Genomic DNA, 24925 nt, shown 5'->3' with positions numbered 1-24925 from the left:
GAGTCTTTGATACTCGTTCGATAATATAATTACAAGATTTGGGAAAATCTACCGTGTTAACTCAAGATAAAAAACTGCTTTTAATTGGTCAGGTAACAGATTTAAGCGGAATCCCCATCAGGACAATTCGTTATTACGAGAGTTTAGGCATAATTAAATCGTCAAGACGAACAGAGGGAGGCTTTCGCCAGTTTTCATTGGATGTGCTAACTCGTCTAGCATTCATTAAAAGGGCACAAAATCTTGGTCTTAGCCTAGAAGAAATTGGAAATATTCTTCAGGTTTATGACCAAGGACAAGCTCCCTGTGGTGAAATCAAAGAAAAGCTCGAAGATAAGGTGTTGCAGATTGATCAACAAATTGATCAGTTGTTAACTTTACGTTCTGAAATAATGGGATTACTTTCAGGCTGGAAGAATATCGGCGACCACCATGAGGATACAATTTGTCCGATCATTCAAAATAAAACTTTCAGTAGGAGTCAGGTGTAAGTGGGCTTGTGGCGAATTGAGGGTTGAAATTTAAACGCAAAGGAGAGGCAGCGCGTTGCGGGGGTTCCCCCCGTTGTAGCGACTGCCGTCGCGCCAAGGGAAGCGCAGAGGAACGTAGAGAATTTGCTACGAATTTAGGACTCAGAACTTTTGTAGAGAAGAAACCACCACAACTCTAGTCCAATTAATGCTAAACCACCGATCGCAACACCAACTTTCAAGCCCAAAGGTTGCTCAATGCGTTGAAATTGGCTGGTTTGCTCTGACGAATGGGCTGGTATTTCTGCTAATGTTACACCTGATGTTCCAGTGAGCAGCACTAAAGCTGTAAGACTTCCCCAAAGGATTTTTTTACTGAACATTTGCTAAATTAACCTGCAATTATGAGATAGTTTTTGGTTGAAAGTTACGCAATCTTAGAGCATTGCTAACAACAGAGAGCGAAGAAAGAGCCATCGCAGCCCCGGCGATAATTGGATTGAGTAACCAACCAAAGATGGGGAACAGAATCCCAGCCGCAATGGGAATACCAATGACGTTGTAAATAAAGGCAAAGAAGAGATTTTGCCTGATGTTATTGATCGTGGCGCGACTAAGTTGAATAGCTGTAACAATTCCTTGTAAATCTCCAGAAATTAGGGTGATATCGCTAGCTGCGATCGCCACATCTGTTCCTGTCCCAATAGCAATTCCCACATCAGCTTGGGCTAGGGCTGGTGCATCATTTATGCCATCACCAACCATTGCGACAATTGAGTGCTGAGTTTTGAGTGAGAATTTACGAGAATTCTCTCCCCTTGCTCCTCTGCTCCTCTGCTCCCCTTGCAGAGATTGGATAATCGCCGCCTTTTGATCTGGACGCACTTCGGCAAAGATTCGCTGGATGCCAACTTGTAGAGCGATCGCATCAGCAGTTTTACGATTATCTCCGGTAAGCATTACTACTTCTAAACCTAACTTCTGTAAGGCTTTCACTACTGCTGTTGATGAAGGTTTCAGGGCATCGGCAATACTCATTATTCCTTGTAGTTCGCTATCTACAGCAATCAAAATGACTGTTTTACCAGCAGTTTCCCAGGCATCTTTATACTGCTGGAGAGTTATGGTGTTAATTCCAAGTTCTGTTAACCAGCGTTGTGTACCAATTTGCACAAGCTGATTTGAAACAACTGCTTGCACACCACTACCTGCGATCGCTACGAAGTTCTTGGCCTCTGTTAAACTCACTTCTTGAGACTGAGCGTATTTTACAACCGCTTCAGCTAAGGGATGCTCAGAATTGTGTTCCACCGTTGCTGCTAACTGTAAAAGCTTGATTTCATTACCATTAGCTGTGCCCTTGACAGTCACAAAGTCTGTAACTGTAGGTTTCCCCTGAGTCAAAGTGCCAGTTTTATCTAGGACGATGGTTTTAATTTTGTGTGCTAGTTCTAAGCTGTCCGCGCCTTTAATCAAAATGCCATTTTCTGCACCTTTGCCCGTCCCCACCATTACAGATGTGGGGGTAGCTAAACCCAAAGCACAAGGACAAGCGATAATCAGTACACCTACCGTTGTCGTTGTTGCTAGGGTGAGGTTGCCCGTGAAATTAAACCAAATTACGAAAGTGGCGATCGCGATCGCCATCACAGCTGGTACAAACCATCCTGTCACTTGATCTGCCAAGCGCTGAATTGGTGCTTTAGAACCTTGCGCTTGTTGCACTAGTTTGACGATTTGAGCCAAAAAGGTATCATTTCCGACTCGTGTTACCCGAAACTGAAATGCACCCGTACCGTTAATCGTCGCCCCAATCACCTCATCTCCTGGCTGCTTTTTGACGGGCAAACTTTCACCTGTCACCATCGCTTCATCTACCGTCGAAGCGCCTGTAATCACTTCGCCATCTACGGGAATCTTTTCACCAGGACGTACCAAAATTACATCGTTGATTCTGACTTCGGCGATGGGAACATCAATTTCCTTACCATCACGGATGACTCTGGCATCTCTGGCTTGCAGTCCAATGAGTTTGCGGATAGCTTCAGAAGTTTGCCCCCTAGCGCGATTTTCCAATAACCGCCCCAATAAAATTAAGGTAATGACGATCGCGGCAACTTCATAATAAACATGAGGTATTAAGCCTTGAGCAATAAAAAATTTCGGCAAAACAGTCACAAACAAAGAATATAGATACGCTGCACTTGTGCCCAAAGCAATCAGCGTGTCCATCGTCGCCGTATGGCGCTTCAGGGTTTTCCAGCCATTCCGGTAAAAAGATCCGCCACACCAGAATATGACAGGTGTTGTCAGCACTAACTGTATCCAAGGATTTTGCAGAAAGCTTGGAATTAAGGGCAAGTTCAGCCCAGTCATCATGGGGAACGACCCCAAAAATAGGAAAATGCTGATTACACCTCCCACCACTACCTTGAGAGAGAGTTTGCGTTGTAATGCTTGCCTATTCGCTTTCTCGTCATCATCTTCTTCGGAGAGTATTTCTTCTGCGAGTGAGTCGGAAGAGTATCCCGCAGATGCGATCGCAGTTTGAATTTTCTCTAAACTGGCTAGAGAGCGATCGTACTTGATGGTGGCTTGTTCTGCTCCAAAGTTAACGTTGCAGTCAATTACCCCAGAAACAGAGCGAATTGCCTTTTCGATGTTAGTGGCGCAAGCGGCACAACTCATGCCTCGAAGTTTGAGTGTGAGAGTATCCATAACTAGATGAACCCCTGTAATTGGTGTGGCAGGATCTTAAACATTAGACCTCTTGCAAAAGTCCCAAACACCCCAGCCTTAATCCCCTCTCGAAGAGCGGGGAACTCGGGGCCCCCTCTGGGGATTAGGGGCAGGGAGACAAAGCGTAGCTTTGGCGGGGTGGGGTTCTTATTTCTGATTTATGCAAGAAGTCTATTAAGCAACTGGATAGCCAGCAGCAGCCAACGCTTCCTTAATTGTTGTTTCTGATGCTTGAGTTTCTACACTGACAAGCTTGGTTGTTGGATCAGCCTGAATGCTAGCATTGGCATCGACTGCCTGAAGTGCTTTGGTGATGGTGCTTGCACATACAGAGCAAGCCATGTTGGGAACTGTGAGTTGGAGAGTCATAGATTTACGGGATAAAATAAATAACTTAGCCAGACCAAACTGGATGACTGAGGGACAACCGTAAACAGTCAGAAATAACTGGAAAGAAAGTCGCCTTGAATTCATCCTAGACTCTCTAGCCGGCTGGAGAGTCTAGAGAATTTTAAAAGTTTTTCGCTAAACTTCAAATTTCTTTACAGACGTAGTACAGAAATCGCTAAAAATACAAAATACTACAAACCACTTGTCTTCCGATGCAAGTGTATGTTATGAAGGCTATATAACCTGTTGTTTTCCCCACAGTTCTGGGAAAATTACACCTGAGACGCGGCTGCTGAACCCAAGTCTCCTACTCTCTTCACAACAAAGAGTCTTTTTTAAGGCTCTATTTGGAGTTTTCATGCAGCCAAAAAATTTAAAACGTCTCTTGCGTGCTTTAGAGCGGCAGGGTTTGGATGTAAGTTACAGCGATGTCTCACGACAAGCCGCTTCTCTACGAGACGCTCCGCGAACGCGTCTACGCACTTATTCTGTCCGTCTAGTTAATTCTCCTGATGCGCCTGTAGCAGAAGTGCTACTGCCAGAAGGCTTCCCCATTGAAGCTAAGGCACTCAAGCAGTTAGCGAATTTGGCAAGCGTCCGCCACCCATCAGGTGGATGCGTGTGTCATGCCTGTGCTACGCCTGACTTTCATCCAGGTGATGCGGGTGTTGCCATTGGTTCAATTGTGGAAACTGTGGGTCAAGTCATCCCTGGCGCTGTCGGTTCTGACATCAATTGTGGGATGCGCCTCCATGTTGTTGATTTGACAATTGAGGAATTTCTGGCAAAGCGTGACCAATTCGTAGAAAAGATGAAGGGGGATTACTTCTTCGGTACGCCTGATGTGACGATGACTGCTCAGACAATGCGATCGCTATTTCAGTACGGAGTTCCTGGTTGGCTGGATGCGATGCTAAATCAGCCTACCGGGAGTGTAGTCAAGTCTGATTTGCAACAACTTGCCCAAGAGAGCGATCGCATCTTCTTAGGTGGTTCAATGGATGGTGACTGGAAACTTGCGCCTTTGTCCCGCCCATTTAGGGCAACCAGTGATTATCCCTGGTTCAATGGGTGCTGATTCTTATCTGATGGTAGGTAAAGGCAATCCAGCATTTTGTAATTCTGCTTCACATGGGGCGGGAAGAATTCGTTCTCGCTTCGACCTCAATCGCAAAGGTGCATCTGAAAGTGAGGCTGAACTGGGATTAACCGGGGTAGACTGCATTACCCTGCGTCAAGAACGCCGAATTGAAGAAGCACCCGCCGCCTACAAACCGATTCAGTCTGTGATTGATGTCCAGGTTGAGGCAGAAATGGTGGATATTGTGGCGCGATTGAGTCCGGTGTTGACATTTAAGGCGTAGCTGCTAAATAAAAAGCCCCTGGTCAACGCCAGGGGCATCCATCTTTATTCCCTGATATTAGAATTGCATCTGTGAAGCTATGGTAAATCCCTATTAATGCAATTACCACATAAGATTGATGATTATTTTGCAATGAGCTATAGGACTCATATCTGATTTTTGAACAATATTTCAGATAAAACCCTGAACAAGCGGGTTTTTCAGTCTCAGTATGTTTTCAGAAATCAAATCGGAGTGCTATAGTTAGAGGATGTTTGAAAAGTATTTTTGGTAACATCAAAGTATCAGGAACCTAACCCCCCTAGCCCCCCTTCCCTACAAGGGAATGGGGGTTTCAAAGACTCTCGCCGAAGCGGAGAGAGGAATGGAAGCGGGGTTTTTGGTATACTTTACGACTTTTCAAACATCCTCTGGTATTTTATTGGATAACCCTACAGTCAACTTTATTGTTAAAAGATACTGTCCTTGGTGGTGATGAAATCATCAAGTAAGAATGGCTTAAAAGCACCCTCAGCCCGTCGTATTCAATCAATCGCCCAATCCCCATAATCTCCTTTCTACCCCGTAGCGTTGAAAGCTAGTCGAGCAGCGCTTGGATTCTAAACAATACTAACTTTGGCAACTTGGTTTAGATAGGAATTTACCTAGCATCATAGATAAGAGCGAGATCACTGAGCTTTGTCGAAGTACGGGCTACGCCTACGCTTCTTTCTCTTCATTTGATGAAGGTAAAGCAGAAAAACTTAAGTGTTTTTAGGTAGTTGCACAGTGAACAGACTACCTTTACCTATTTCAGAGGACACCTCGATAGTTCCGGCGTGCGCTTCGACAATCCGGTGGGATAGATGTAATCCTAAGCCACTACCTGACCGTTTATTTCTACCTTGGCGAAATCGCTCGAAAATTGTTGCCTGATCTTCTGGCGCAATCCCATATCCTGTATCTTGTACCTCAATTGTTACCAAATCTGGATTTACTGGATGAGGTGATGTTTCCCAAATGCGGATTGTTATACCTCCTATATCTGTAAATTTGATGGCATTTGCGATCAAGTTGTTTAGTACCCGCCGTAGTTCCAAGCGATCGCCCATAATAATACCAGCATTATTACTCAGTGGTTCTAATTCACGGGTATCTATTTCTAGTGTCAAGCCTTTTTCACTAGTTAAAGGACTTAGTTCGCTCACTACTTCTTGAGATATCTCACGTAAATTGCATATCTCCCAATTCAACGTTTTTTTACCTGCCTCGAAGCGATAGACTTCTAAGAGGGTATTCACCATGTCCATCAAATTTTGGTTACTGCGAATCATGACTGCGATCGCCTGTTTCATTTCCGGCGAAATTTTGCAGAATGTTTCCATCTCAAATAAACTCAACATGCGATCGGCAGCTACTAGGGGAGTTCGCAAATCATGAGTCAGACGAGAAACAAAATCTTCCCGTTGGCGGGCCATTTTTTGCTGTTCGTCCAGACTGTGCTTGAGACGCAACAGCGATCGCACTCTTGCCAGTAGTTCATCAGTATCAAATGGTTTGCGAATAAAATCGTCAGCACCAGCATCCAAACCTTGGACAACGCTGGATTCGTGAAAGGCAGTAATCAGCAGAATTGGAATATAAGAGATTGCAGGGTTCTTCCGAATCCGACGTGTGACTTCATAACCATCTATTCCCGGCATCATCACATCTAACAGAATCAGATCGGGTGGAGATTGTTCAATTTTCCGCAAAGCCTTTATTCCATCTGAAGCCAAATCAATTTCATGCCCTTCACTTTCTAAAATTGCTTGAACTAAAATGAGATTATCTTGAATATCGTCAACGGCGAGGATACGATAAATTTTATTATCTTCAACTTCAGACATGATTTATCAACTTTTATCAGTTTCTTTTTGGAACTAATTTATAGTTTAAATTTCGGATATCCTATTGATGCTTTACTGGCTTGAAAAGATGAATGATGATTTTTAGCAGAGCAAAAAACCCCGTCAGCATCTAACTGTGAAGCTGGAGCATTGGTTGCTACATTCGATAGTGTGATTTGACGTGGCAATTCAATTTTAAACATTGAACCGATCCCCAATTTGCTCTCAAGAAAAATTTTGCCGCCCATCATTCGTACCAGTGAATCTATAATTGCCAAACCCAAACCTGTACCTGGATATTTGCGAGTGATAGTTTGATCTACTTGCCGAAATGCTTCAAAAATACGTTTAAAATTTATGGGTGCTATGCCAATACCTGTATCCCCAACCTGAATTACCACTCGATTTTCAGCTAGCTCCTTAACCTCAACCCAAATCTCACCAGACTCGGTGAACTTAATGGCGTTGGAGAGCAAATTCATTAAAATCTGTTTGATACGAATCGGATCATTAAATACCAAAGTATTTTGCAAATCCGTTTGCACGAACAATGATAGATTTTTGGCATCAGCTAGGGAACGCAATTCACCAACTGCGAGATTTATTACCTTTGATAGATCAAATATTTCCGCCTTTAAGTCTAATCGTCCTGCCTCCAGCTTGGAAAAATCGAGAACTTCGTTGACTAGCATCAGTAAATGCTTGCCATTATTCAAGATGCGCTCAATCATATCTGCTTGCTGGTGCGTTAGTTGAGTGAACTTGGGACGCAGCAGTATTTGCGAAAAACCAATAATCGCATTCATCGGCGTTCTGAGTTCGTGGGACATAGTTGCCAAAAAATCTGATTTTAGCTTTGATGCCTCCAATAGGTTGAAGTTTTGCATTTGAATGCATTGCTGTTGTCTCTCCAATTCTTGGTTCTTACGAATGAGTTGTTCATGAGTTTCTCTGAGCTGCTGGGTTGCTAAAGCTGCCTGCATTTCAGCCCGATAAACCCGAATCGCACTCCGCAAAACTTGTGTCAAGTTTTCTGGAGATATCCTAGATTTAGAGAGATAGTCTGTGGCACCAGCTTTCAATAATTGAACAGCAATTTCTTCATCTCTTTGATCAGTTAAGACTATTAAAGGAACTTTAATTTCTGAAGAACGTAGCTGTTGAATCAAGGTTAGTGCATCCTGGTTTAGTAAGTGATAGTTGAGGAAAACACAATCATAGGCAGTAGTGCTTAAGGCAGAAAACGCATGATTGCCATCGCTTACTTCAGACAGTTCCATTTGAACACCTGCTTTAGTCAGGGCAGAACGGACTGCCATCCGGTCTATTTCGTCAGCGTCTACAACCAAAATTTTCAGCGTCTCTTCCATCGTGTTTTATTTTCGCCACCAAACATAGGTTGATGTATAACATTTCTTTTTTCAGATTATCCAACTAAATAATATATGATTTTCGGACATCTAAAATCTGTAACTTGATTGATTAAGGCACTTCGCACAATATCCAATACTTGTTGAGCGTTGTGATTATCTCCACAAAGTTAGGAAAGGTCAAAGGTAAATTCAGTCTGTTGTATCCTGAATCTAGTTAATTTACCAGAGTATTGAAATTAAACTCTTAGCAAATGACCAATGGCTTTCAAAAAATTAGCAATTAACAAACCGAAAGCTATGGATCTCAATCCAGTAAACAGAGCTAGATATAAAGTAAAATAAAATACTTTACTTAAGCTTAAAACAATTATAAATGAGTGAGCAAGCGACCGTCGTCAGCCCTTGGTGAGAGTTGCACACGATTATCATGTACCATAAGCTTGAGCGGTTTTACCCATCAGATTGCTTAGACCAGATGAAAAAGAAAGTACTGCCTATAACTATTTGTGAATCTGAAGTAATCCTACCTCCTGGAATTTCGACAATTTTCTTAACGAGCGCCAGACCTATGTTACTATTTTCCTAGCGATCGCGGACTTGCACTGTTGCGAAAATTACCAAGAATTGCCTTGAACTTTAGAAAGAATTACCATCGAGCCTGACTTTTCACGTTATTGTGGAAAAGAAGAGGGCGAAACCAACATATCCTGTGAAAAGTCAGACCAATAAGCTTTCCCCAAAGCACAACAAATTACTTGACTGCTGACGATTCCACCAAATTTTAATGCTGTCTGATTCCCTTCCATAAGGATTCTTATTGGCTCCATCAATCCGATGAATCCAAAAGTTTGTTTAAAAATCATTCGAAACCATTGTTCACTTTCTCGTAAGGGAACTTTGACCTTTTGTAATTTGTCCATTTTTATCAGCTTTATACAGAATTAACTAATGGAACATACCAACTCAAAGCTGAATTCTAAGCAAGGGGGAACAATTTGGGATTCGTTTCAATATTTCATACTTTTTGTGCAAGTATCCATATATCTCCAGCTAGATTTGTCCTCTATCGAAATATCCAAAAATCGGGTATTTATTATTTCTCTCGGTGGATGCAGACTTGTGAAAATATCATCTATCTTTGGTATGGGAAAATAAGAAATAGCACTTACAAAAGGTAAGATATTGAAAGAGCCAAACAGCGAAAGAGTGAGTGTAGCGATGAATGAAATTAGCATTATTTTAATTGAAGATCACGACTTAACGCGAATGGGGCTACGAGCAGCATTACAGTCTCACAGTGCATTGAAAGTAATTGGCGAAGCGGCAAATGCTACCCAAGGATTAAAACTTTTAGAAACGGCAAAGCCAGATGTAGCTGTTGTAGATATCGGCTTGCCTGACATGGATGGCATCGAACTGACCCGTAAATTCAAACGCTACCAAGCTGAAACTGGGCAATCGACTACAAAGATTCTGATCCTGACAATGGATCATACAGAGGATGCTGTACTTGCAGCCTTTGCGGCGGGTGCTGATTCTTATTATATGAAAGAAACAAGTATCAGTAAATTAACGGAGGCAATACAAGCAACTCACGCCGGTAACTCTTGGATTGATCCGGCAATTGCCAACGTGGTATTGCGGAAGATGCGCCAAGGTATTCCTGGAGAGAGCCAAAATTCTGAGAAGCCGAAGACTGTAAAAATTGAGGCGCTAGCGTCAGAATACGAGCAAGTTTTGGAAACATACCCCCTGACTCAACGGGAATTGGAAATCCTAGAGTTGATTGTAGCTGGGTGTAGCAATGGGCAAATTGCGGAGAAACTCTACATTACAGTTGGTACTGTAAAAACCCATGTTCGCAATATTCTAAATAAACTGTGTGCCGATGACCGGACTCAAGCTGCTGTGAGGGCGCTACGTTCTGGGTTGGTGGCTTGAGGAGTGAGGAGTGCTGAGTGAGGAGTGCTGAATGAGGGAGTGAGGAAGATTAACCAATGCCCAATGCCCATTCAAAATCGTTCCTGTAAACATTCTGCAATGCGTAGTGCGGCTCCAGATTTACCCATGCGTCGCAGACCATTTTCCGCAATAATTTGCAAAATATCAGGATCTTTGAAGAGGGACTGGACGATCTTGGCAACTTCTGCTGGCTGCTCGACTAAAATCAAAGATGAGCCTAAATGACGACTTTGAGCTTCAGCAAAGGCAGGGTTATATTGTGGCCCATTACCGGGAATCGCGATCGCAGGTTTCCCTAAACCGATAAACTGTTCTGTGGCTGTACCTGCCATTGCGATCGCTAAATCTCCCAAATGCAAGCAATCATTATAGGCTTGTTGTGTCAGCAGTAGATACACATTTCTTTGTTTAAATGTCAAGACATTTGGATCGTGAAGTTGGATAGGAGATGCTGATTCAGTTCGCCAGCCTTGGGATTGCAGACTTTGGGATAAAATATGAGAGTCTAAACTAGAAGCGATCGCACCTAAAAATACTACTGTGCCAGAAGTGTAAAACACCGAATCTCGCTCCTGGAAACTTGCCATCAAAGCAGATACGGCAATCATAATTGTTTCCCAGTTAGCGTATGCCTCTGGCGGACGGGAACCAGGAAGAAGAGTCACCATTAAAGGCCGAACTGTCTCTTGCTGTTGGCTATCCTGACTATAGAATTGTTGGCGTGAAAACGTCGGTTCTAGACCATCCATCATGGGATTACCCAAATTAAAAGCTGGAATTGGCCATTGTTTTAATATTTCCGTCGTCAGCGCATCTCTAGGAAACACCGCCTGACAACGGCGACGACTCATCAACCAACGTTCCCAAGGATGGTAAACTGAACCGGAAAAGTTTTCCCAACGCGCATCTTTAGATTTCCGTGGTAATAATCCAGCTTCATCCCGCACATAATATTCAGATTTCGCTGTACCCACAAAAGCATAATTAGCGCCACTGAAAGTTGCAAACAACAGGGGAACAATATCTCCCACAGCTAAAATCGCTCTTTTATTACCTAATTTTTTTTGAGAACTCACCCAACGGCGGACAGCTTTAATCTGGCTGAGGGTAAGTTGCAATAAACCACCGCGTACATCCCGCGCTAATTGGCGTCCATCCATATAAATAAAGCCGCCAGAAGGCATAGTGCGGACTGAACCGATGAGAGGGATATCCAACTGTTGATAAGCACGTCCTTCACCCACCAAAGGTAAAGCAAAGATTTCTGGTGGGTTTGATTGTCGTTGGAGTTCTTGCAAAATCCGAACTGCAATTACATCTTCCCCATGACCATTACTTAATACAAGTAACCGCAAAGCAGAAGTTGCAGCTTGTGAGTTAGAAGCTAGGGATAACCGAGATAGATTACTCATAGAAACAAAATATCAAAATTAACAGCGATCGCTTGGGCTACACTGTGAATGGTTTTCCTAATCGGGAACTTTCGGAAACTTTTGATGACAAGATTAAGCGGCCAAAGTAATATTTTCCTAAAGTTGACAAAAATAGTTGGTAAAACTCACTGGTGTGAGATCCTAGAGACAGTCAATAAAAGCTGAATAGAATGGAACACCATCAGAAGCCAACGGTTGTAATTACGGGTGCCTCTTCGGGCGTGGGTTTGTATGCTGCAAAAGCTCTTGCTGAAAGGGGATGGTATGTGGTGTTGGCCTGTCGGGATTTAGCCAAGGCACAAAAAGCTGCCCAAGCTGTGGAAATTCCCTACAATAGTTATACCAGCATACATATCGACCTTGGCTCATTGGAAAGCGTTCGACAGTTTGTGAAGAACTTCCGAGCAAGTGGAAAGTCCCTAGATGCTTTGGTGTGCAACGCCGCAATTTATATGCCCTTAATAAAGGAGCCGTTACGCAGTCCAGAAGGCTACGAGTTAAGCGTTGCAACAAATCACCTTGGACATTTCCTATTGTGCAACCTGATGCTAGAGGATCTCAAGAAGTCATCTTCAGAGCCAAGGCTCGTCATTTTAGGAACTGTCACTCACAATCCAGACGAGTTGGGTGGGAAGATTCCGCCGCGTCCCGACTTGGGCGAACTGAAAGGCTTTACAGAAGGGTTTAAAGAGCCAATCTCGATGATTGATGGTAAGAAATTTGAACCAGTCAAAGCTTACAAAGATAGCAAGGTTTGCAACGTGCTGACTATGCGGGAACTGCATCAGCGCTATCACGAGTCAACCGGTATCGTCTTCAATTCTCTCTATCCGGGATGTGTTGCAGAAACGCCGCTATTCCGAAACCACTATCCTCTGTTTCAGAAAATCTTCCCATTATTCCAGAAGTACATCACTGGGGGATATGTGTCTCAGGAGTTGGCGGGAGAACGGGTTGCTGCTGTGGTTGCCGATCCTGAGTATAATCAATCGGGTGTTTATTGGAGTTGGGGAAATCGCCAGAAGAAAGATGGCAAGTCTTTTGTTCAAAAAGTCTCTCCTCAAGCCCGTGATGATGAAAAAGCCGAGCAGATGTGGGAACAAAGCGCCAAGTTGGTTGGACTTGCGTGATTGGCATAGGGCTTGGCGTTACTATGCGTGTATATAAGCAATGGTTGAGGTGATTTTAAGTCACCTCTGACTTGATTTATAGTTTTATTTAAATTACGCTATACAGCTAATACAGTTTTGAAAAAAGCTGGTATTAATTAATGCTAACATCGGAGTATTTAAAACGAGTTAATGCTCAGTCCTTACAGCAAACATTGAGACGACTTGAAAAAGCTTTTGTGAGTATGTAAGAACAAAATTATGGGTTCCCAAGATTCAAAAAAGCAGGCCGGATGCGGTCTTTTTCTTTTCCGCAACTAGGGCAAAATCCGTTAACTAATGGTCAGGTAAAATTGCCTGTAATCGGTGCGATTAAAGTTCGTCAATCGCGGAGTATCCCTAATGATGGAGTAATCAAGCAAGCTCGTCTAACAAGAAAAGTTTCTGGATGGTATGTGATGTTAACGGTGCAGTGGGATGTATCTGTACCACAGACAATCCCGCACGGTGAAGCAGTAGGAATTGATGTAGGGTTAACAAGTTTTATTGCAACTTCTAACGGGCTATCTGTCAAGCGTCCGAGGTTTTTTATAGATGCAGAACGCAAGCTTAAATTGCTGCAACAACGTGTTTCTAAAAAACCTATAGGCTCGAACAATTGGAAGAGAGCTACGAAGAAAGTTGCTTCATTGCATGAGTACGTTGCCAACTGCCGTAAAGATTGGCATAGAAAGCTGTCTCACAAAATCTGCAACGATACTGGGATGGTATTTGTTGAAGATTTGAATTTAATTGGTTTATCTCGCGGAATGTTGGGCAAGCATTGTCTTGATGCTGGTTTCGGTCAGTTCTTCAATATTCTTGAACAAACTTGCTTTAAACGTGATGTTTACTTTCAGAAAGTAGACGCACGGAAAACAAGTCAGATTTGTCCCAATTGTGGAACCGAGACAGGTAAAAAAGAACTTTCACAACGTACTCATGTTTGTTCAAATTGCGGTTATACCACCGATAGAGATGTTGCAGCCGCACAAGTAGTTCTCCAAAGGGGGCTTGCAGCCGTAGGGCATACGGTCAAAATGCTTGCTGAGGGTAAATTCGTTGGAATCCCCGTGAAGCAAGAATCCTCACACCTTTAGGTTGAGGAGTGTCAAAGTTATATATCTCCATTCTCTGGTCTTGACTTCTACCTGGAGATAGATGTATGATAAAGATCGCATTGAAGGGGAGTAGCTGCTGGCAGAAAAAATAAAAGCCAGTACATCTGAATCAACATACTGGCGATGAGCCTGGTTCAGATGGCAAATAATCAATATTTGAAAGCGAGACCTTCACTAAGTTCACACCGAAAAGTGTGAAACTTGGTGAGGTCTTTTGGTTCTCATCAAGCTTCACATCGGTAAACGATTCTTCAGGAGCTTGAGAGAGTGTTAACAGCTTTTACCGCAGCTTTATTATTAATTACAGTTTCAGAACTAGGCGATAAAACATTTTTTATCGCCGTGATTTTGGCTATGCACCACCCCCGGCGGCTGGTATTTACAGGTGTGACAGCTGCTTTAGCCGCGATGACAATCCTTTCGGTGCTATTTGGACAAGTGGTATCTTTGTTGCCAAAAGCTTATATTCATTACGCCGAAATAGCTTTATTTATTGCCTTTGGTATCAAGCTGCTGTATGACGCTAGTAAGATGTCGGCTGCTGCTTGTGATACAGATGTTGTAGAAGAAGCCGAAGCTGCGGTGAAAAAGGCAGACTTGCAGCTACCAAAGCAAAAGACTTCCTTGGCAATTGTAATAGAAGCCTTTGTGTTGACATTTATGGCAGAGTGGGGCGATCGCACGCAAATTGCCACCATTGCCCTAGCGGCAGGTAATAATCCAATTGGAGTGACAATAGGTGCAATTTTAGGACATGCCATTTGTGCTGCGATCGCAGTTATCGGCGGCAAAATGATTGCCGGACGCATTTCTGAGCGTCAACTCACCCTGATTGGCGGATGCCTGTTTTTGGTTTTTGGTGTCGTTGCTGCCATTGAGGGAGCGTGAGGGGAAGAAGCAGGGAGCAGGGAGCAGGGGGAGTGAGGGAGAAGAATTAATAACCAATGCCCAATGCCCAATGCCCAATGCCCAATGCCCAATGCCCAATGCCCATTACTTAGGAGTACTCTCCAATGAAGGCGTGGGAGATGCAGCAGGATTAGGAATGGGGGAAAACGTCGCTGCCTTATTAATTTCGTCTTTGTATTGAGCAGGTGCTAAAGCTGCGGCATGATCAAAGAAAGGTTTTGCATCTGCATCTTTACCCTGTTGTTTCAGGAGCATCGCTTTTGCCACAACGGGGCGGAAATCCTTGGGATCTTTCTTAATTGCCTGGTCATATGCAGAGCTAGCTTGAGCGTAGCGTTTCTGGGAAGCGTGAACAGAACCTAACAGCACCTGCACGGCTACTGTATCTACACTTCCAGGCTGAATTGTATTTATTTGGGCTGCGTTAGAAAGGGTTTCTTGCAACAAACCAATGGCTGCTTCGGGGCGTTGCTGACTGATCAACAGACCCACCATTCCTTGTAAAGCCTTCAAATCGCCTGGTTTCGTGGACAAAATCGAACGATAAGCTTGAGCAGCTCCTTCGCGATCGCCAATTTGCTGTTTGGCTTGAGCCAGTAGCACTGAATATTCTGACTGTTCGGGATTCAGCTTGGCTAGCTTTTCTAGGGGTTCAATGACGACTTGGATATCAGCTGGTTTAACCTCATTTTTTTCTTTTTGACTCAGTAGTTGTAGCCGCGCCTGTAATAAGCCCTTAAGCGCAGTCTGATTTTCTGGTTCCCTTTGCAAAACCTGTTCGTAACCCCGTACTTCGTCTTCCAATTTTGATTTTTGGTCAGAGGAGGACAAGCTGCCTCTGGTGCTAGTGGTATTCTGGCTTGAGGGTGGCGTATTATTAAATGCTCCAATTATGGGAATCACCGAAACACCCACAAAAGCAACAATTGCCAGCGCCAAGACGACTTGAACTATCCAGCGATTGCGTGTTTGAGTCACAGTTTTGTTTTTCTCCTAAACTCTAATGACATTATCATTTACACAAATCGTAAAGTTAAAAATTTCCAAAACTTTGCGGAATACTGCCAATTGCCTGTGAATTTTATAACAATTAACTATCCACACTGCTAAAGTAAGTGATGACTTTAGGAGGAGCCGTCAGAATTGTAGCTATGATATGCTTCCGAAACTAGTGTTGAGGTCCTAAATTACACATTTAGTGTATAAACACTAAATTTAGCGCCTTTAGGATTGTTTTAGAGTAGTCTGGTGTGACTTTGTGAAAAGTAAATATACTTTCATCAGTCGCACAAATGCTCTTTCCAGCTGCCTTTGTAAAATCCCACAATGGGATGTGTCTCCGCCGCAAGGAGTTTTTATGAATTCCGACCTGATGCCGTTGCCTGAATCCTCTAATTCTTCTGCCTCTAACCAGGGCCCAACTAAGATAGAGGCAGCCGCTAATGTTCACATAGCCGCCCAGTCCTCTAAACCTGAAAATTCGCCTGTCAACCCCATTGAGACTGACTCAAATGGGAACTTGATCAATCGACAGCAACCGATTCCGCCTCCCAGTGAGCCGATGCAATATCGAGCGATCGGGTTAGTCCGGGGTCGCTATCATGCTAGCAGCGAACAATTTACTCAAGGTACGCTGCTAACCGCAGATGGTGTAGAACTCAATGCCGTCCTCCTAGGCCGGATTATGAGCTTAGTCAAGAATCACCTAGACTTAGAAAAAGAACACTTGTGGGTAGTATATCCACGTACAAGACAAGAAAATGATACCTTGCACATCCAAATCGTCGGAGTTTGGGAGCCAGAAAATCTGGCTAAAAACTCAACAGATGAGGACGAGTCAGATTTGGAGTTGCAAGAGTTACAGACACCCGATGATGGCTTATCCGAAAACTCTGAATTAAGTACAACTGCCCTGATACCCTCATCAGAAGTTGCAGATGGTGGTTTTTCTGTTCGTGGTGAAGTAGTATACCAGTCTTTTGATGCTAAAAGCTTGGTAGTCAAAATTAGGCAGGCTCCACGGAAATCAACTGATAAACCTAAGTATTTTAAGTTGAAATTGAGGGGTGTGCTGACCACTAAAGCAGTAGGAAAGTTCTGGGACTTCCAAGCCAAGCGGGAAGCTGACGTTTTGATAGTAGAAAAAGCTGAGGCGATCGCTGACTTGCCCAAAAAACGCAAACCACCATTCAAAGGTGGTCCTCGTGCTGGCGGACCTGGTGGCCCTGGTGGTGCTGGTGGTAGAAAACCATTCCCCCCCAGACGCAGTGGCGAAACCCCTCGTCCCATCAAGAAAATAGGCGCAGGCGGCGACCCCTCTGTGGTGTCGAAACCTATACCAAAAATGCCCGCTCCTAAACCCATCAAGCGACCAAAACCAACTCAAGATTAGGGCATGGGGCATGGGGCATTGGGTATTGAGTTAATAACTCTGCACCCTGCACCCTGCCTCTTCTCAAAAATCCGTCCGACGGTCTTGAGGTAGGAAAGATCGCTCCATCGGAATTGGGGAAACTGGTTCTGTAAGGGTAAACGTACCTGCTTCGATCCACTTTTTCAACTCTAGGGCGACTTGCCTAGAAAAAAACAAACTCGCTAAGGGGGCAGAGCGTACTGCTTTGCCCTCAATGATGATCCGCCCAGATTTGAGTTGGGCATAACTCACCAAACCAAAGGTGGGACGGACGCGCCGGGGAATAGAAAAATCGACTATTGGGGCTACTAAGTCTTTATCCTGCACAGCACAGTGTTCAACTACTTGTTCATTTAATACAGGGAGTGGTACACCAACGCCTAACATCAATGAGGGTCCATAACTTTTGAAGTAACACCCCCGCACCCAATGAGCATCCATTTGCTTGGCATCACCAATTAAAGCTAAAGTGGCGGAAGGCCCAATCGGTGTACGATTAGCTAAACGCTTTTGTAAGGGGAAGTGCTGAGTGCCTTCCCAGGCGACATAGCCAACACCACCGCCTAAAAAAATTCGAGTACCTATACCAACGAGTTGCAAATCGGGGTCGTTGAGTAAGGGGGAAATAGCACCGGGGTTAGAGTAAACGGCATTTCCCAGACGCGGTTGTAAAGGACCGAGATAGGTGAAGAGGGGGCGATCGCCACCATTTACACCAACAATAAAATTTTGATAAAGATTGCGCGGATTGAATAAATAAAACTGATTAATCGTTTCACTGGTAATTGTAGTTTCAAAACTTGCTCTGGGGTAACAATCTGTTACTTGTCCTTGGGCTTTTACGTGTATAGGTTTACCCGCAATCAAATTTTCGATTACATGACCGCCGCCACGTTCTCGGACTTCTTCTCCGTCCATCGCTTCCATAGCACAACTCGCACCCAAATATAAATCTACTGCCCCAAAACCAGAATATGCTGGCACGCCATCTAACCAGCAACGGCGAATTTTTATCGGGGGGTCAGTGTGTCCCAGATTGATAATTGCACCACTTGATTCCATCGGCTCAAAAGTGCCAGTGGTAATTACATCAACTTCTTTAGCAGCTTTAGTAACACCGATTTCTACAACTCGTGCTTTTAATTCTTCAGTTGTCAACACTACCGCACGTTGGCGGCTGATTTTCTCGTTAATTTCTGCAATTGTTCGCATTTTATCAGTGCTAGCGCTTCCTGCTGTCTTCCTCTCTGAAGGATATCTTGTTGAAGAAGAATTCAGGGGTCTTAAACGCCGTGTTTCTTTTGGATTCTCTTCAATATGATTCAGTATGTCGCTCATATTTCTGTGTCAAAAAAGCTCTTTGATGTTCTTTGACCACAGAATGTTACTATTTTGCAGATGTCTATTATTGTTACCTCTCCATAGCCGAGCAAACATCATTAAAGACTTATGCAAAAACAGCGAAAACCAAGTAAGAAGAGTTTGCGATCGCTTGATTACTTGAATGTGTTTCTCGCAAATGTGCGCGATGGTGTTGGGCCATATCTGAGCATTTACTTGAAAGCTTCACAAAATTGGAACCCAGCTCAGATTGGAATGGCGATGTCAGTTTCAACAATTGCCACAGTTATTGTCCAAACACCAGCTGGTGCATTGGTTGACAGGCTACGTCAGAAACGGATGTTGATTGTACTGGCGGCTGTGTTTGTTTCTATCGGCTGTATCGCTATAGGCTTGTTACCCAGTTTGCCTGTTGTCATTGGCTCTCAGATCATGATTGGGATTGCAGCAGCAATTTTCCCACCTGCTATTACTGCTATTACTCTGGGACTTGTAGGACATGAGAGATTAGATAGGCGGGTAGGTCGTAATGAAACATTTAACCATGCAGGCAATCTGCTAGCTGCTGTTCTCGCTGGTTTAGCAGGTTACTTTATTGCACGCAAGGCAATATTTTTCCTAGTTGCAGCTATGGCTGTGGGCAGTATTATTTCGGTGAGGATGATTCGTGAAAGAGAGATTGACCACGAACTAGCGCGTGGAGATGGTGAAGAGGAGGATAAAGAAAAACATCAACAGCGCTATGAAGGCATATTGGAATTATTGAGCGATCGCAAAATCCTTTTTTTTTACTGTTGCAGTAGTTCTGTTTCACTTTGCCAATGCTGCTATGTTACCGCTAGTTGGTCAAGAATTGGCGCAGGGTAAGGGACAAGTGACACAGTTTATATGTCTGCTTGTATCATTGTGGCTCAGTTAGTGATGATTCCGGTGTCCAACTTGGCTGGGCGTTTCGTAAATGCAGCCCGAAAACCCATATTCCTGCTTGGCTTTGCCATCTTAGCTATTCGAGGAGTGCTGTATACGCTTTCGGACAATCCCTATTTTCTCGTTTCTGTGCAAATTTTGGATGGAATTGGAGCCGGGATTTTTGGTGTGCTTTCAGTGTTGATGGTAGCTGATTTGACTAGATTTGACTAAAGGCACAGGGCGCTTTAATGTTACCCAAGGGATGCTCAACACTGCTATTGGCGTTGGTGCGGGTTTGAGCAATGTCTTAGCTGGTTTTGTGGTTCAAAGTGCTGGTTATAATGTTGGTTTTTTGATTTTAGCAGCGATGCCTGCGGCGGGCTATGCCTACGCAGTTGTGGCTTTAGGAGTTTTTTGGTTTTGTGTACTGTACCTGAAATAAAAACAGGAGTTAATAGAAAGGCATCACCTCAAAAGAATCTAGCGAAATCATGATTGTTTTCAGATACATCATCATTGGGTTGACTTATATAGGTTTGGGTTTAGGATATCTACCTGGTTTGCGGATGAACCGAGCCAGTATTGCTTTAGTTGGTGCATCTTTGCTGGTGGCATTCGGGGTATTAGACCTGAAAGAAGCATGGCTTGCCATAGACTATAAAACGCTGATTTTTCTGTTTAGCATGATGGTAATCAGCACAAACTTAGCTTACGCTGGTTTTTTCCAACTAACCCTTGATACAGTTACACACTTTACCCGCAGCCCTTTAGGTTTGCTGATTATTTTAACTTTTGGCAGTGGAATTCTCTCCGCTTTTTTTCTGAATGATACCATCGCTCTAATTCTGACTCCTTTGGTTCTCGGCTTAACCCAAACTTTGAACCTCAATCCTATTCCTTACTTACTTGCCTTAGCAGGAGCAACTAATCTGGGTTCAGTGGCTACCTTAAGTGGTAATCCGCAAAATATCTTGATTGGTTCCTTCTCTGGTATCAGCTATCTCGATTTTGCTAAAGCATTGACTCCCATCGCATTAGTAAGTTTGTTGATTCAAATTGGGTTACTGTGGTGGCTTTATCCTGATGTCCGTTCTACTAAGTCTTGTCCGAGTGGAACCCCCGTGCGTTACCGCATATTTAAACCGTTACTTACTAAAAGCCTATTAATAACCGCAGGACTATTAATTGCATTCTTAATTGGGATACCTCCAGCCCAAGCAACATTCGTAGCTGCTGGTTTAATGTTTATTACTAGGCGAATCAAACCGCAGCGAGTTTTAAATAAAGTAGATTGGGATTTACTGGTGATATTTTCTGGATTATTTATTGTGACTGCTGGAGTCGAAAAATTAGGAATATTAAATTTATTTAGCGGTTTAGTTCATACTCCCCTGAGCATCTTAGGAGTTACTGCTCTCCTTTCAAATTTAGTTTCCAATGTTCCAGCAGTATTGTTATTACAACATTTACTTCCCCATCCAGACACAAAAACCTGGTTACTATTAGCAGCAGGTTCGACTTTGGCAGGTAATCTAACTTTGTTAGGTTCAGTTGCTAATTTAATTGTTGCTGAGGCTGTTGCAAAACTTGGTTATCAGTTATCATTCTGGGAACATTTACGTTTTGGTCTACCGCTAACTGTCCTAACTCTCATCCTGGCTTATTACTGGATTTAATCATTGGTCATTTGTTTCAAGAGACTCCAACCCAGTTTGTCCGTCCGATTCATGGATATAAGCGAAAAGGCTATCATCTCCTACCTCGTCACCGCCTACTACTCCGCAGCCGTCCTCGTCCCTGACGCACTCGGCATCCTCGAAGATGTCGAAATCGGTCGCTGAGGGAAGGGATCGGACATCTGGTCACTAAGAGATGGCTAAAGGCCAGCATCAACCTACGTAGATTCAAAAAATTTCGCGTCTAAAATTTTCACTGATAATCCTTAACGACGCAGTTGAAAGATAAATAAGGGTATAAGCAAGTTGTTAAGTTGCCTATACCCTCAGATAAACATGTTAGGTTTTTGCAGTAGCGTATAAGTCTAAGTTAGTGCTTGAGCAACTACTGCCGAAAGTGACTCATTTGCTGCTTGCTTCAACAATTCGGCTTTATCGGTCTGTTCCCAAGGTAAGTCTAAATCAGTCCGCCCAAAATGACCGTAAGCCGCGACGTCCTGATAAAAACGTCCGCCTCGTTCACTTGGCAAGTTGCGTAAGTTGAAGGTATGGATAATCCCAGCCGGACGCAGTTCAAAGTGCTGGTTGATTAATTCCAGCAAGGTTTCTTCATCCACTTTGCCAGTGCCAAAGGTATCCACCAGAATGCTTGTTGGTCGCGCTACACCAATAGCATAGGATAGCTGGATTTCAACTTTGTCTGCTAACCCGGCGGCGACAATATTTTTCGCCACATAGCGAGCTGCATAGGCAGCAGAACGGTCTACCTTCGTGGGGTCTTTGCCGGAAAAAGCGCCGCCACCATGCCGTGAATAACCACCGTAGGTGTCAACGATTATTTTCCGTCCAGTCAAACCAGAATCTCCCTGAGGGCCACCAACGACAAATTTGCCAGTGGGGTTGACTAAAAAACGTGTCTCCTGATTAGGCTTAATGTCAATGTCGCCAAAAACAGGTTCGACCACTGCTGACCAGAGGTCTTGTTTAATCTTGGCTTGTACCGCCGCCTCATCTGTGATTTCGCCAATACTGGCTGTATGCTGGGTGGAAATCAGGATAGTATCAATGCCTACTGGGCGTCCGTCTTCGTAGACCACAGTTACTTGGGTTTTGCCGTCAGGACGCAGGTATGATAGTTCACCAGTTTTGCGGACTGCTGCCAATCGGCGAGCAATGCGGTGAGCAAGACTGATGGGTAAGGGCATCAGTTCTGGTGTTTCGTTGCTGGCAAAGCCGAACATTATACCTTGATCTCCGGCGCCAATTTTGTCGAATAGTTCATCACTATCTTGCTGGCGGCTTTCGTGGGCGGTGTTAACGCCTTGGGCAATATCGGGTGATTGTTCGTCTAAAGCCAATAGAACGCTGGTGCTGTTAGCAGAAAAGCCATTATCAGCATTGGTATAGCCAATTTCGGCAATTTTTTTACGAGCGAGATTGACGAAATTGACATTGGCTTTGGTGGTTATTTCACCAGTGATTAGCACCAAACCAGTGTTAACTACTACTTCAGCAGCAACACGGCTACTGGGGTCTTGTGTCAGTAAGGCATCCAGAATGGTATCAGAAATCTGATCGCAGATTTTATCTGGATGACCTTCGGTGACTGACTCGGAGGTAAATAGATATCGACGAGACAAAGGAAATTCCTCCTGACTTGAGTTTTTTTGCTGACTAAATGTGGTATTTAGTTAAACTACCTAATTTATGAAATCATAACAATATTTATACTTCAGTAGTTAGTATCTTCTTGATATTGATAAAACCACTAATTATTAGGTAAGTATCGTAAAGAAGATAAATGTATGCTAATTATTTTGTAGCTTAAATGTATTTAATAACACAAAAAAAGGGGACACCCAGAAGCGCCCCCACAAACTTTGATATAAACACTGCTGCTTTTAAACCTGAACTGCTAACTTTGCTTCCGTAGCTGTCAGCCGTTCATAAGCAGCACGCATTTTCAAACCTGTAAGCACTTGGAAGAAACCAGTTCCATTATTGGAACCTGGATACTCGCGGTGCTGGAGTAACAAATGAGTTAATTCACCTTGGTATTTGGTGGATGTATTGCTGAGATGGGTTTCGATATAAATTACTTCTTCCAAGTTGTCAAATTGACCATCCACCTCTAATACTGAGACATAGCGTCCGTAGTATACATCTGAGCCGTAGTATAGTTGCATACCAGGATAAGAACAGGTCAGCTTGCGTCCACAGGGAGTCCAATTAATTGTTGAGCCTTCATCAAAGAGGTAGGTTGGCTCAAAGCCTTCCTTATCTTCCCGTTGCAGCATACGTACCCTTAAGACTCGGCGCTCCGTGTCGTTTTTGATCAAGTTGGTGGGTAATACCTGGAGAACTACATCGGCAAATTCTCTTTGTGGTTCGATAAACTTATCAAAGTCAGGTTTGCGGGAATTAATTTGCGCTAAGACATCTTCGTAGCGATGACCGCGTTCAGCCATATCTCGCTGAATTTTCCAGGCAATTTTAACTTCATCGCTAATGTCAAAATAAACACTGAAGTCGATTAGCGATCGCACCCGCTCATCATACAAAGGATGCAGCCCTTCAATAACTATAATCCGATTCGGCTCCACTCGCTCTGGCGGATCAAGCAAGCCGGTTTCGTGGTTGTAAATCGGCTTATCAATGCCTTGACCACTTTTGAGCGCTTTAATTTGCTCATACATCAGGTCAAAATTGTTCGCCCTGGGGTCTAGTGCTGTTATCCCGGTTTCTTTGCGCTGTTTGCGATCGAGCGAGTGATAGTCATCCAAGCAGATGACTGTCATTAAATCTTCACCAAACAAATCTATCAAACGACGCAAAAACGTAGATTTCCCGCACCCAGAGTCTCCGGCTACTCCAATCAGTACCACGCGTTCCGGCTTATTTGTCATAAATCTCCTCTAAAATACTAAAGTTGTGTCAATAATTTTTCACACAGCAGATTCTGAAGCCAGGAGTTTACCCCTTTGGTTTATCCTGCGTTCTTGCTACCTAGCACTGCTATAACACACCAAACGGGTAGACAACAAAGTAATAAGCTGCTACTCGTCAGACTAGCCTGAATGTTGGTGCTGGTAAGTATTTAATCTTAGTGGTATATTTGATTTTAACAGAAGGGGGTATCCCATACAAGATTTGCCCTCAAGAAGAATTAGCGTGGTTCATCAATGATTTTGTTGATTTAGTTGTTAATTTAAAAATGGGGATCAGCATCGCCATAAGAGTTGCAGCGCTGTCAGTCTGCTAGTTGTGACTCTATATAATCAAGTCTATAAGGTAGAATTTATTCTGGCAGCGAACTCTTTAGCCTTCCTAAATTGTAATTCCGGCTCGACAATGCTTCCGATATTCAAAGCTAAAATCTATCCAACGAATGAGTCAACAACTTGCATTGGTCAAATTATTGGCTATGAACTACCTACACTGACCTTGCGGTAGATTGTAGGCTTCCCAATTCACGGGGGAAAGCCTGGGTCGTTAGAGATTTTTGACGTCAGTCGTGACTTTGGTCTTACATCCCCTCCAAAGGCAGAAGCGCTAGTTCCAAACGCCCATAATCGCAATCCTTCATTTCTAATAAATTATCGCAGCATTGATGTCTCTATCATGCTGTCTCTGGCAGTGGGGACAATCTACAAATCTTACACCCAATGAATCATAACCATTCTGTAGCATCGAAATTGGTTGTAGGGTCTGGCTACAAAATTGAGATGATGGGAAGAAACGACCTATTTGTTGATAGGTGTGTCCAAATTTCTCAGCTTTGTATTTAAGCATAGTCAAAAACATCCCCC

The 24925-nt window shown here is 43.6% G+C and carries 24 protein-coding genes and 1 pseudogene; 13 read left to right on the top strand and 12 right to left on the bottom strand.

Annotation, left to right across the window (positions count from 1 at the left end):
* The first annotated feature begins 53 nt into the window (after positions 1–53).
* Positions 54–491 carry a heavy metal-responsive transcriptional regulator gene (locus V7K36_RS03065; protein ID WP_335113091.1) on the top strand — a complete coding sequence of 146 codons (438 nt, stop codon included), beginning with the start codon at positions 54–56 and terminating at the stop codon, positions 489–491.
* Positions 492–625: 134 nt separating this feature from the next.
* Here the strand turns inward: V7K36_RS03065 and V7K36_RS03060 are convergent, their stop codons facing one another.
* The 3 genes from V7K36_RS03060 to V7K36_RS03050 form a co-directional block, all read right to left on the bottom strand.
* Positions 626–853 (bottom strand): hypothetical protein, encoded by a 228-nt coding sequence (locus tag V7K36_RS03060; protein WP_335113089.1) that lies wholly within the window; start codon positions 851–853, stop codon positions 626–628.
* 19 nt (positions 854–872) lie between these two features.
* A complete protein-coding gene (locus V7K36_RS03055) occupies positions 873–3188 on the bottom strand; it encodes a heavy metal translocating P-type ATPase (protein ID WP_335113087.1) in 2316 nt (771 codons plus the stop codon).
* 195 nt (positions 3189–3383) lie between these two features.
* On the bottom strand, positions 3384–3578 hold the full coding sequence (locus tag V7K36_RS03050; protein ID WP_334832436.1) for a heavy-metal-associated domain-containing protein: 195 nt from the start codon (positions 3576–3578) through the stop codon (positions 3384–3386).
* A gap of 379 nt (positions 3579–3957) precedes the next feature.
* Between V7K36_RS03050 and V7K36_RS03045 the strand changes: the two genes are divergently transcribed.
* A complete protein-coding gene (locus V7K36_RS03045; protein WP_335113085.1) occupies positions 3958–4677 on the top strand; it encodes an RtcB family protein in 720 nt (239 codons plus the stop codon).
* A complete protein-coding gene (locus tag V7K36_RS03040; protein WP_335113083.1) occupies positions 4667–4963 on the top strand; it encodes an RtcB family protein in 297 nt (98 codons plus the stop codon). Before V7K36_RS03045 ends, V7K36_RS03040 begins: the two co-directional genes overlap by 11 nt.
* Before the next feature lie 743 nt (positions 4964–5706).
* Here V7K36_RS03040 and V7K36_RS03035 read toward each other — a convergent pair.
* From V7K36_RS03035 to V7K36_RS03025, 3 genes are all read right to left on the bottom strand, one after another.
* Positions 5707–6831 (bottom strand): hybrid sensor histidine kinase/response regulator, encoded by a 1125-nt coding sequence (locus tag V7K36_RS03035; RefSeq protein WP_335113081.1) that lies wholly within the window; start codon positions 6829–6831, stop codon positions 5707–5709.
* Between the two features lie 38 nt (positions 6832–6869).
* The gene (locus V7K36_RS03030) at positions 6870–8201 is read right to left on the bottom strand and encodes an ATP-binding protein (RefSeq protein ID WP_335113079.1); all 1332 of its coding nucleotides are present in this window, start codon (positions 8199–8201) and stop codon (positions 6870–6872) included.
* Positions 8202–8875: 674 nt separating this feature from the next.
* Positions 8876–9124: a hypothetical protein gene (locus V7K36_RS03025; RefSeq protein ID WP_335113077.1), complete on the bottom strand. Its 249-nt coding sequence runs from the start codon at positions 9122–9124 to the stop codon at positions 8876–8878.
* A 298-nt stretch (positions 9125–9422) separates the two neighbouring features.
* Between V7K36_RS03025 and V7K36_RS03020 the strand changes: the two genes are divergently transcribed.
* Complete coding sequence (locus V7K36_RS03020) at positions 9423–10145, top strand: response regulator transcription factor (RefSeq protein ID WP_335113243.1); 723 nt, start codon at positions 9423–9425, stop codon at positions 10143–10145.
* Positions 10146–10216: 71 nt separating this feature from the next.
* Here V7K36_RS03020 and V7K36_RS03015 read toward each other — a convergent pair whose 3' ends face one another.
* Positions 10217–11578 (bottom strand): lipid-A-disaccharide synthase-related protein, encoded by a 1362-nt coding sequence (locus V7K36_RS03015; RefSeq protein WP_335113075.1) that lies wholly within the window; start codon positions 11576–11578, stop codon positions 10217–10219.
* A gap of 191 nt (positions 11579–11769) precedes the next feature.
* Between V7K36_RS03015 and V7K36_RS03010 the strand changes: the two genes are divergently transcribed.
* The 3 genes from V7K36_RS03010 to V7K36_RS03000 all read left to right on the top strand — a co-directional run bounded on the left by V7K36_RS03010 (position 11770) and on the right by V7K36_RS03000 (position 14756).
* A complete protein-coding gene (locus V7K36_RS03010; protein WP_334832343.1) occupies positions 11770–12729 on the top strand; it encodes a protochlorophyllide reductase in 960 nt (319 codons plus the stop codon).
* A gap of 272 nt (positions 12730–13001) precedes the next feature.
* Positions 13002–13847 carry an RNA-guided endonuclease InsQ/TnpB family protein gene (locus V7K36_RS03005; RefSeq protein ID WP_442948427.1) on the top strand — a complete coding sequence of 282 codons (846 nt, stop codon included), beginning with the start codon at positions 13002–13004 and terminating at the stop codon, positions 13845–13847.
* Between the two features lie 288 nt (positions 13848–14135).
* Positions 14136–14756, top strand: coding sequence for a TMEM165/GDT1 family protein (locus V7K36_RS03000; protein ID WP_335113073.1), 621 nt, complete (start codon positions 14136–14138; stop codon positions 14754–14756).
* A 105-nt stretch (positions 14757–14861) separates the two neighbouring features.
* Here V7K36_RS03000 and V7K36_RS02995 read toward each other — a convergent pair whose 3' ends face one another.
* Positions 14862–15755: a tetratricopeptide repeat protein gene (locus V7K36_RS02995; protein WP_335113071.1), complete on the bottom strand. Its 894-nt coding sequence runs from the start codon at positions 15753–15755 to the stop codon at positions 14862–14864.
* Positions 15756–16134: 379 nt separating this feature from the next.
* On the opposite strand from V7K36_RS02995, the gene V7K36_RS02990 reads away from it, so the two are divergent.
* Positions 16135–17169, top strand: coding sequence for a hypothetical protein (locus V7K36_RS02990; protein WP_335113070.1), 1035 nt, complete (start codon positions 16135–16137; stop codon positions 17167–17169).
* 63 nt (positions 17170–17232) lie between these two features.
* On the opposite strand, the gene V7K36_RS02985 is transcribed toward V7K36_RS02990, so the two are convergent.
* Complete coding sequence (locus tag V7K36_RS02985; protein WP_335113241.1) at positions 17233–18402, bottom strand: homocysteine biosynthesis protein; 1170 nt, start codon at positions 18400–18402, stop codon at positions 17233–17235.
* A gap of 237 nt (positions 18403–18639) precedes the next feature.
* On the opposite strand from V7K36_RS02985, the gene V7K36_RS02980 reads away from it, so the two are divergent.
* From V7K36_RS02980 to V7K36_RS02960, 5 genes and pseudogenes are all read left to right on the top strand, one after another.
* Complete coding sequence (locus V7K36_RS02980) at positions 18640–19398, top strand: MFS transporter (RefSeq protein WP_335113068.1); 759 nt, start codon at positions 18640–18642, stop codon at positions 19396–19398.
* 21 nt (positions 19399–19419) lie between these two features.
* Positions 19420–19671 (top strand): hypothetical protein, encoded by a 252-nt coding sequence (locus V7K36_RS02975; RefSeq protein WP_335113066.1) that lies wholly within the window; start codon positions 19420–19422, stop codon positions 19669–19671.
* Positions 19664–19882 carry a hypothetical protein gene (locus V7K36_RS02970; protein WP_335113064.1) on the top strand — a complete coding sequence of 73 codons (219 nt, stop codon included), beginning with the start codon at positions 19664–19666 and terminating at the stop codon, positions 19880–19882. The genes V7K36_RS02975 and V7K36_RS02970 overlap by 8 nt, the downstream gene beginning before the upstream one ends.
* 49 nt (positions 19883–19931) lie before the next feature.
* On the top strand, positions 19932–21116 hold the full coding sequence (locus V7K36_RS02965) for an anion transporter (protein WP_335113062.1): 1185 nt from the start codon (positions 19932–19934) through the stop codon (positions 21114–21116).
* Between the two features lie 27 nt (positions 21117–21143).
* Positions 21144–21281, top strand: a pseudogene (locus tag V7K36_RS02960) (hypothetical protein); the annotation flags it as partial.
* Between the two features lie 200 nt (positions 21282–21481).
* Here the strand turns inward: V7K36_RS02960 and metK are convergent.
* The 3 genes from metK to V7K36_RS02945 all read right to left on the bottom strand — a co-directional run bounded on the left by metK (position 21482) and on the right by V7K36_RS02945 (position 24908).
* Positions 21482–22756 carry a methionine adenosyltransferase gene (gene metK / locus V7K36_RS02955; RefSeq protein ID WP_335113060.1) on the bottom strand — a complete coding sequence of 425 codons (1275 nt, stop codon included), beginning with the start codon at positions 22754–22756 and terminating at the stop codon, positions 21482–21484.
* A gap of 261 nt (positions 22757–23017) precedes the next feature.
* Positions 23018–24022 carry a phosphoribulokinase gene (locus tag V7K36_RS02950; RefSeq protein ID WP_335113058.1) on the bottom strand — a complete coding sequence of 335 codons (1005 nt, stop codon included), beginning with the start codon at positions 24020–24022 and terminating at the stop codon, positions 23018–23020.
* Between the two features lie 682 nt (positions 24023–24704).
* On the bottom strand, positions 24705–24908 hold the full coding sequence (locus V7K36_RS02945) for a zinc ribbon domain-containing protein (protein ID WP_335113056.1): 204 nt from the start codon (positions 24906–24908) through the stop codon (positions 24705–24707).
* Positions 24909–24925: the final 17 nt, after the last annotated feature.

It is taken from the genome of Nostoc sp., from assembly GCF_036919555.1.
In the GTDB taxonomy this organism is placed as follows: domain Bacteria; phylum Cyanobacteriota; class Cyanobacteriia; order Cyanobacteriales; family Nostocaceae; genus Nostoc.
The sequence above is the reverse complement of the archived record's forward strand: the minus strand, read 5'-3'. Positions and strand labels throughout refer to the sequence as shown.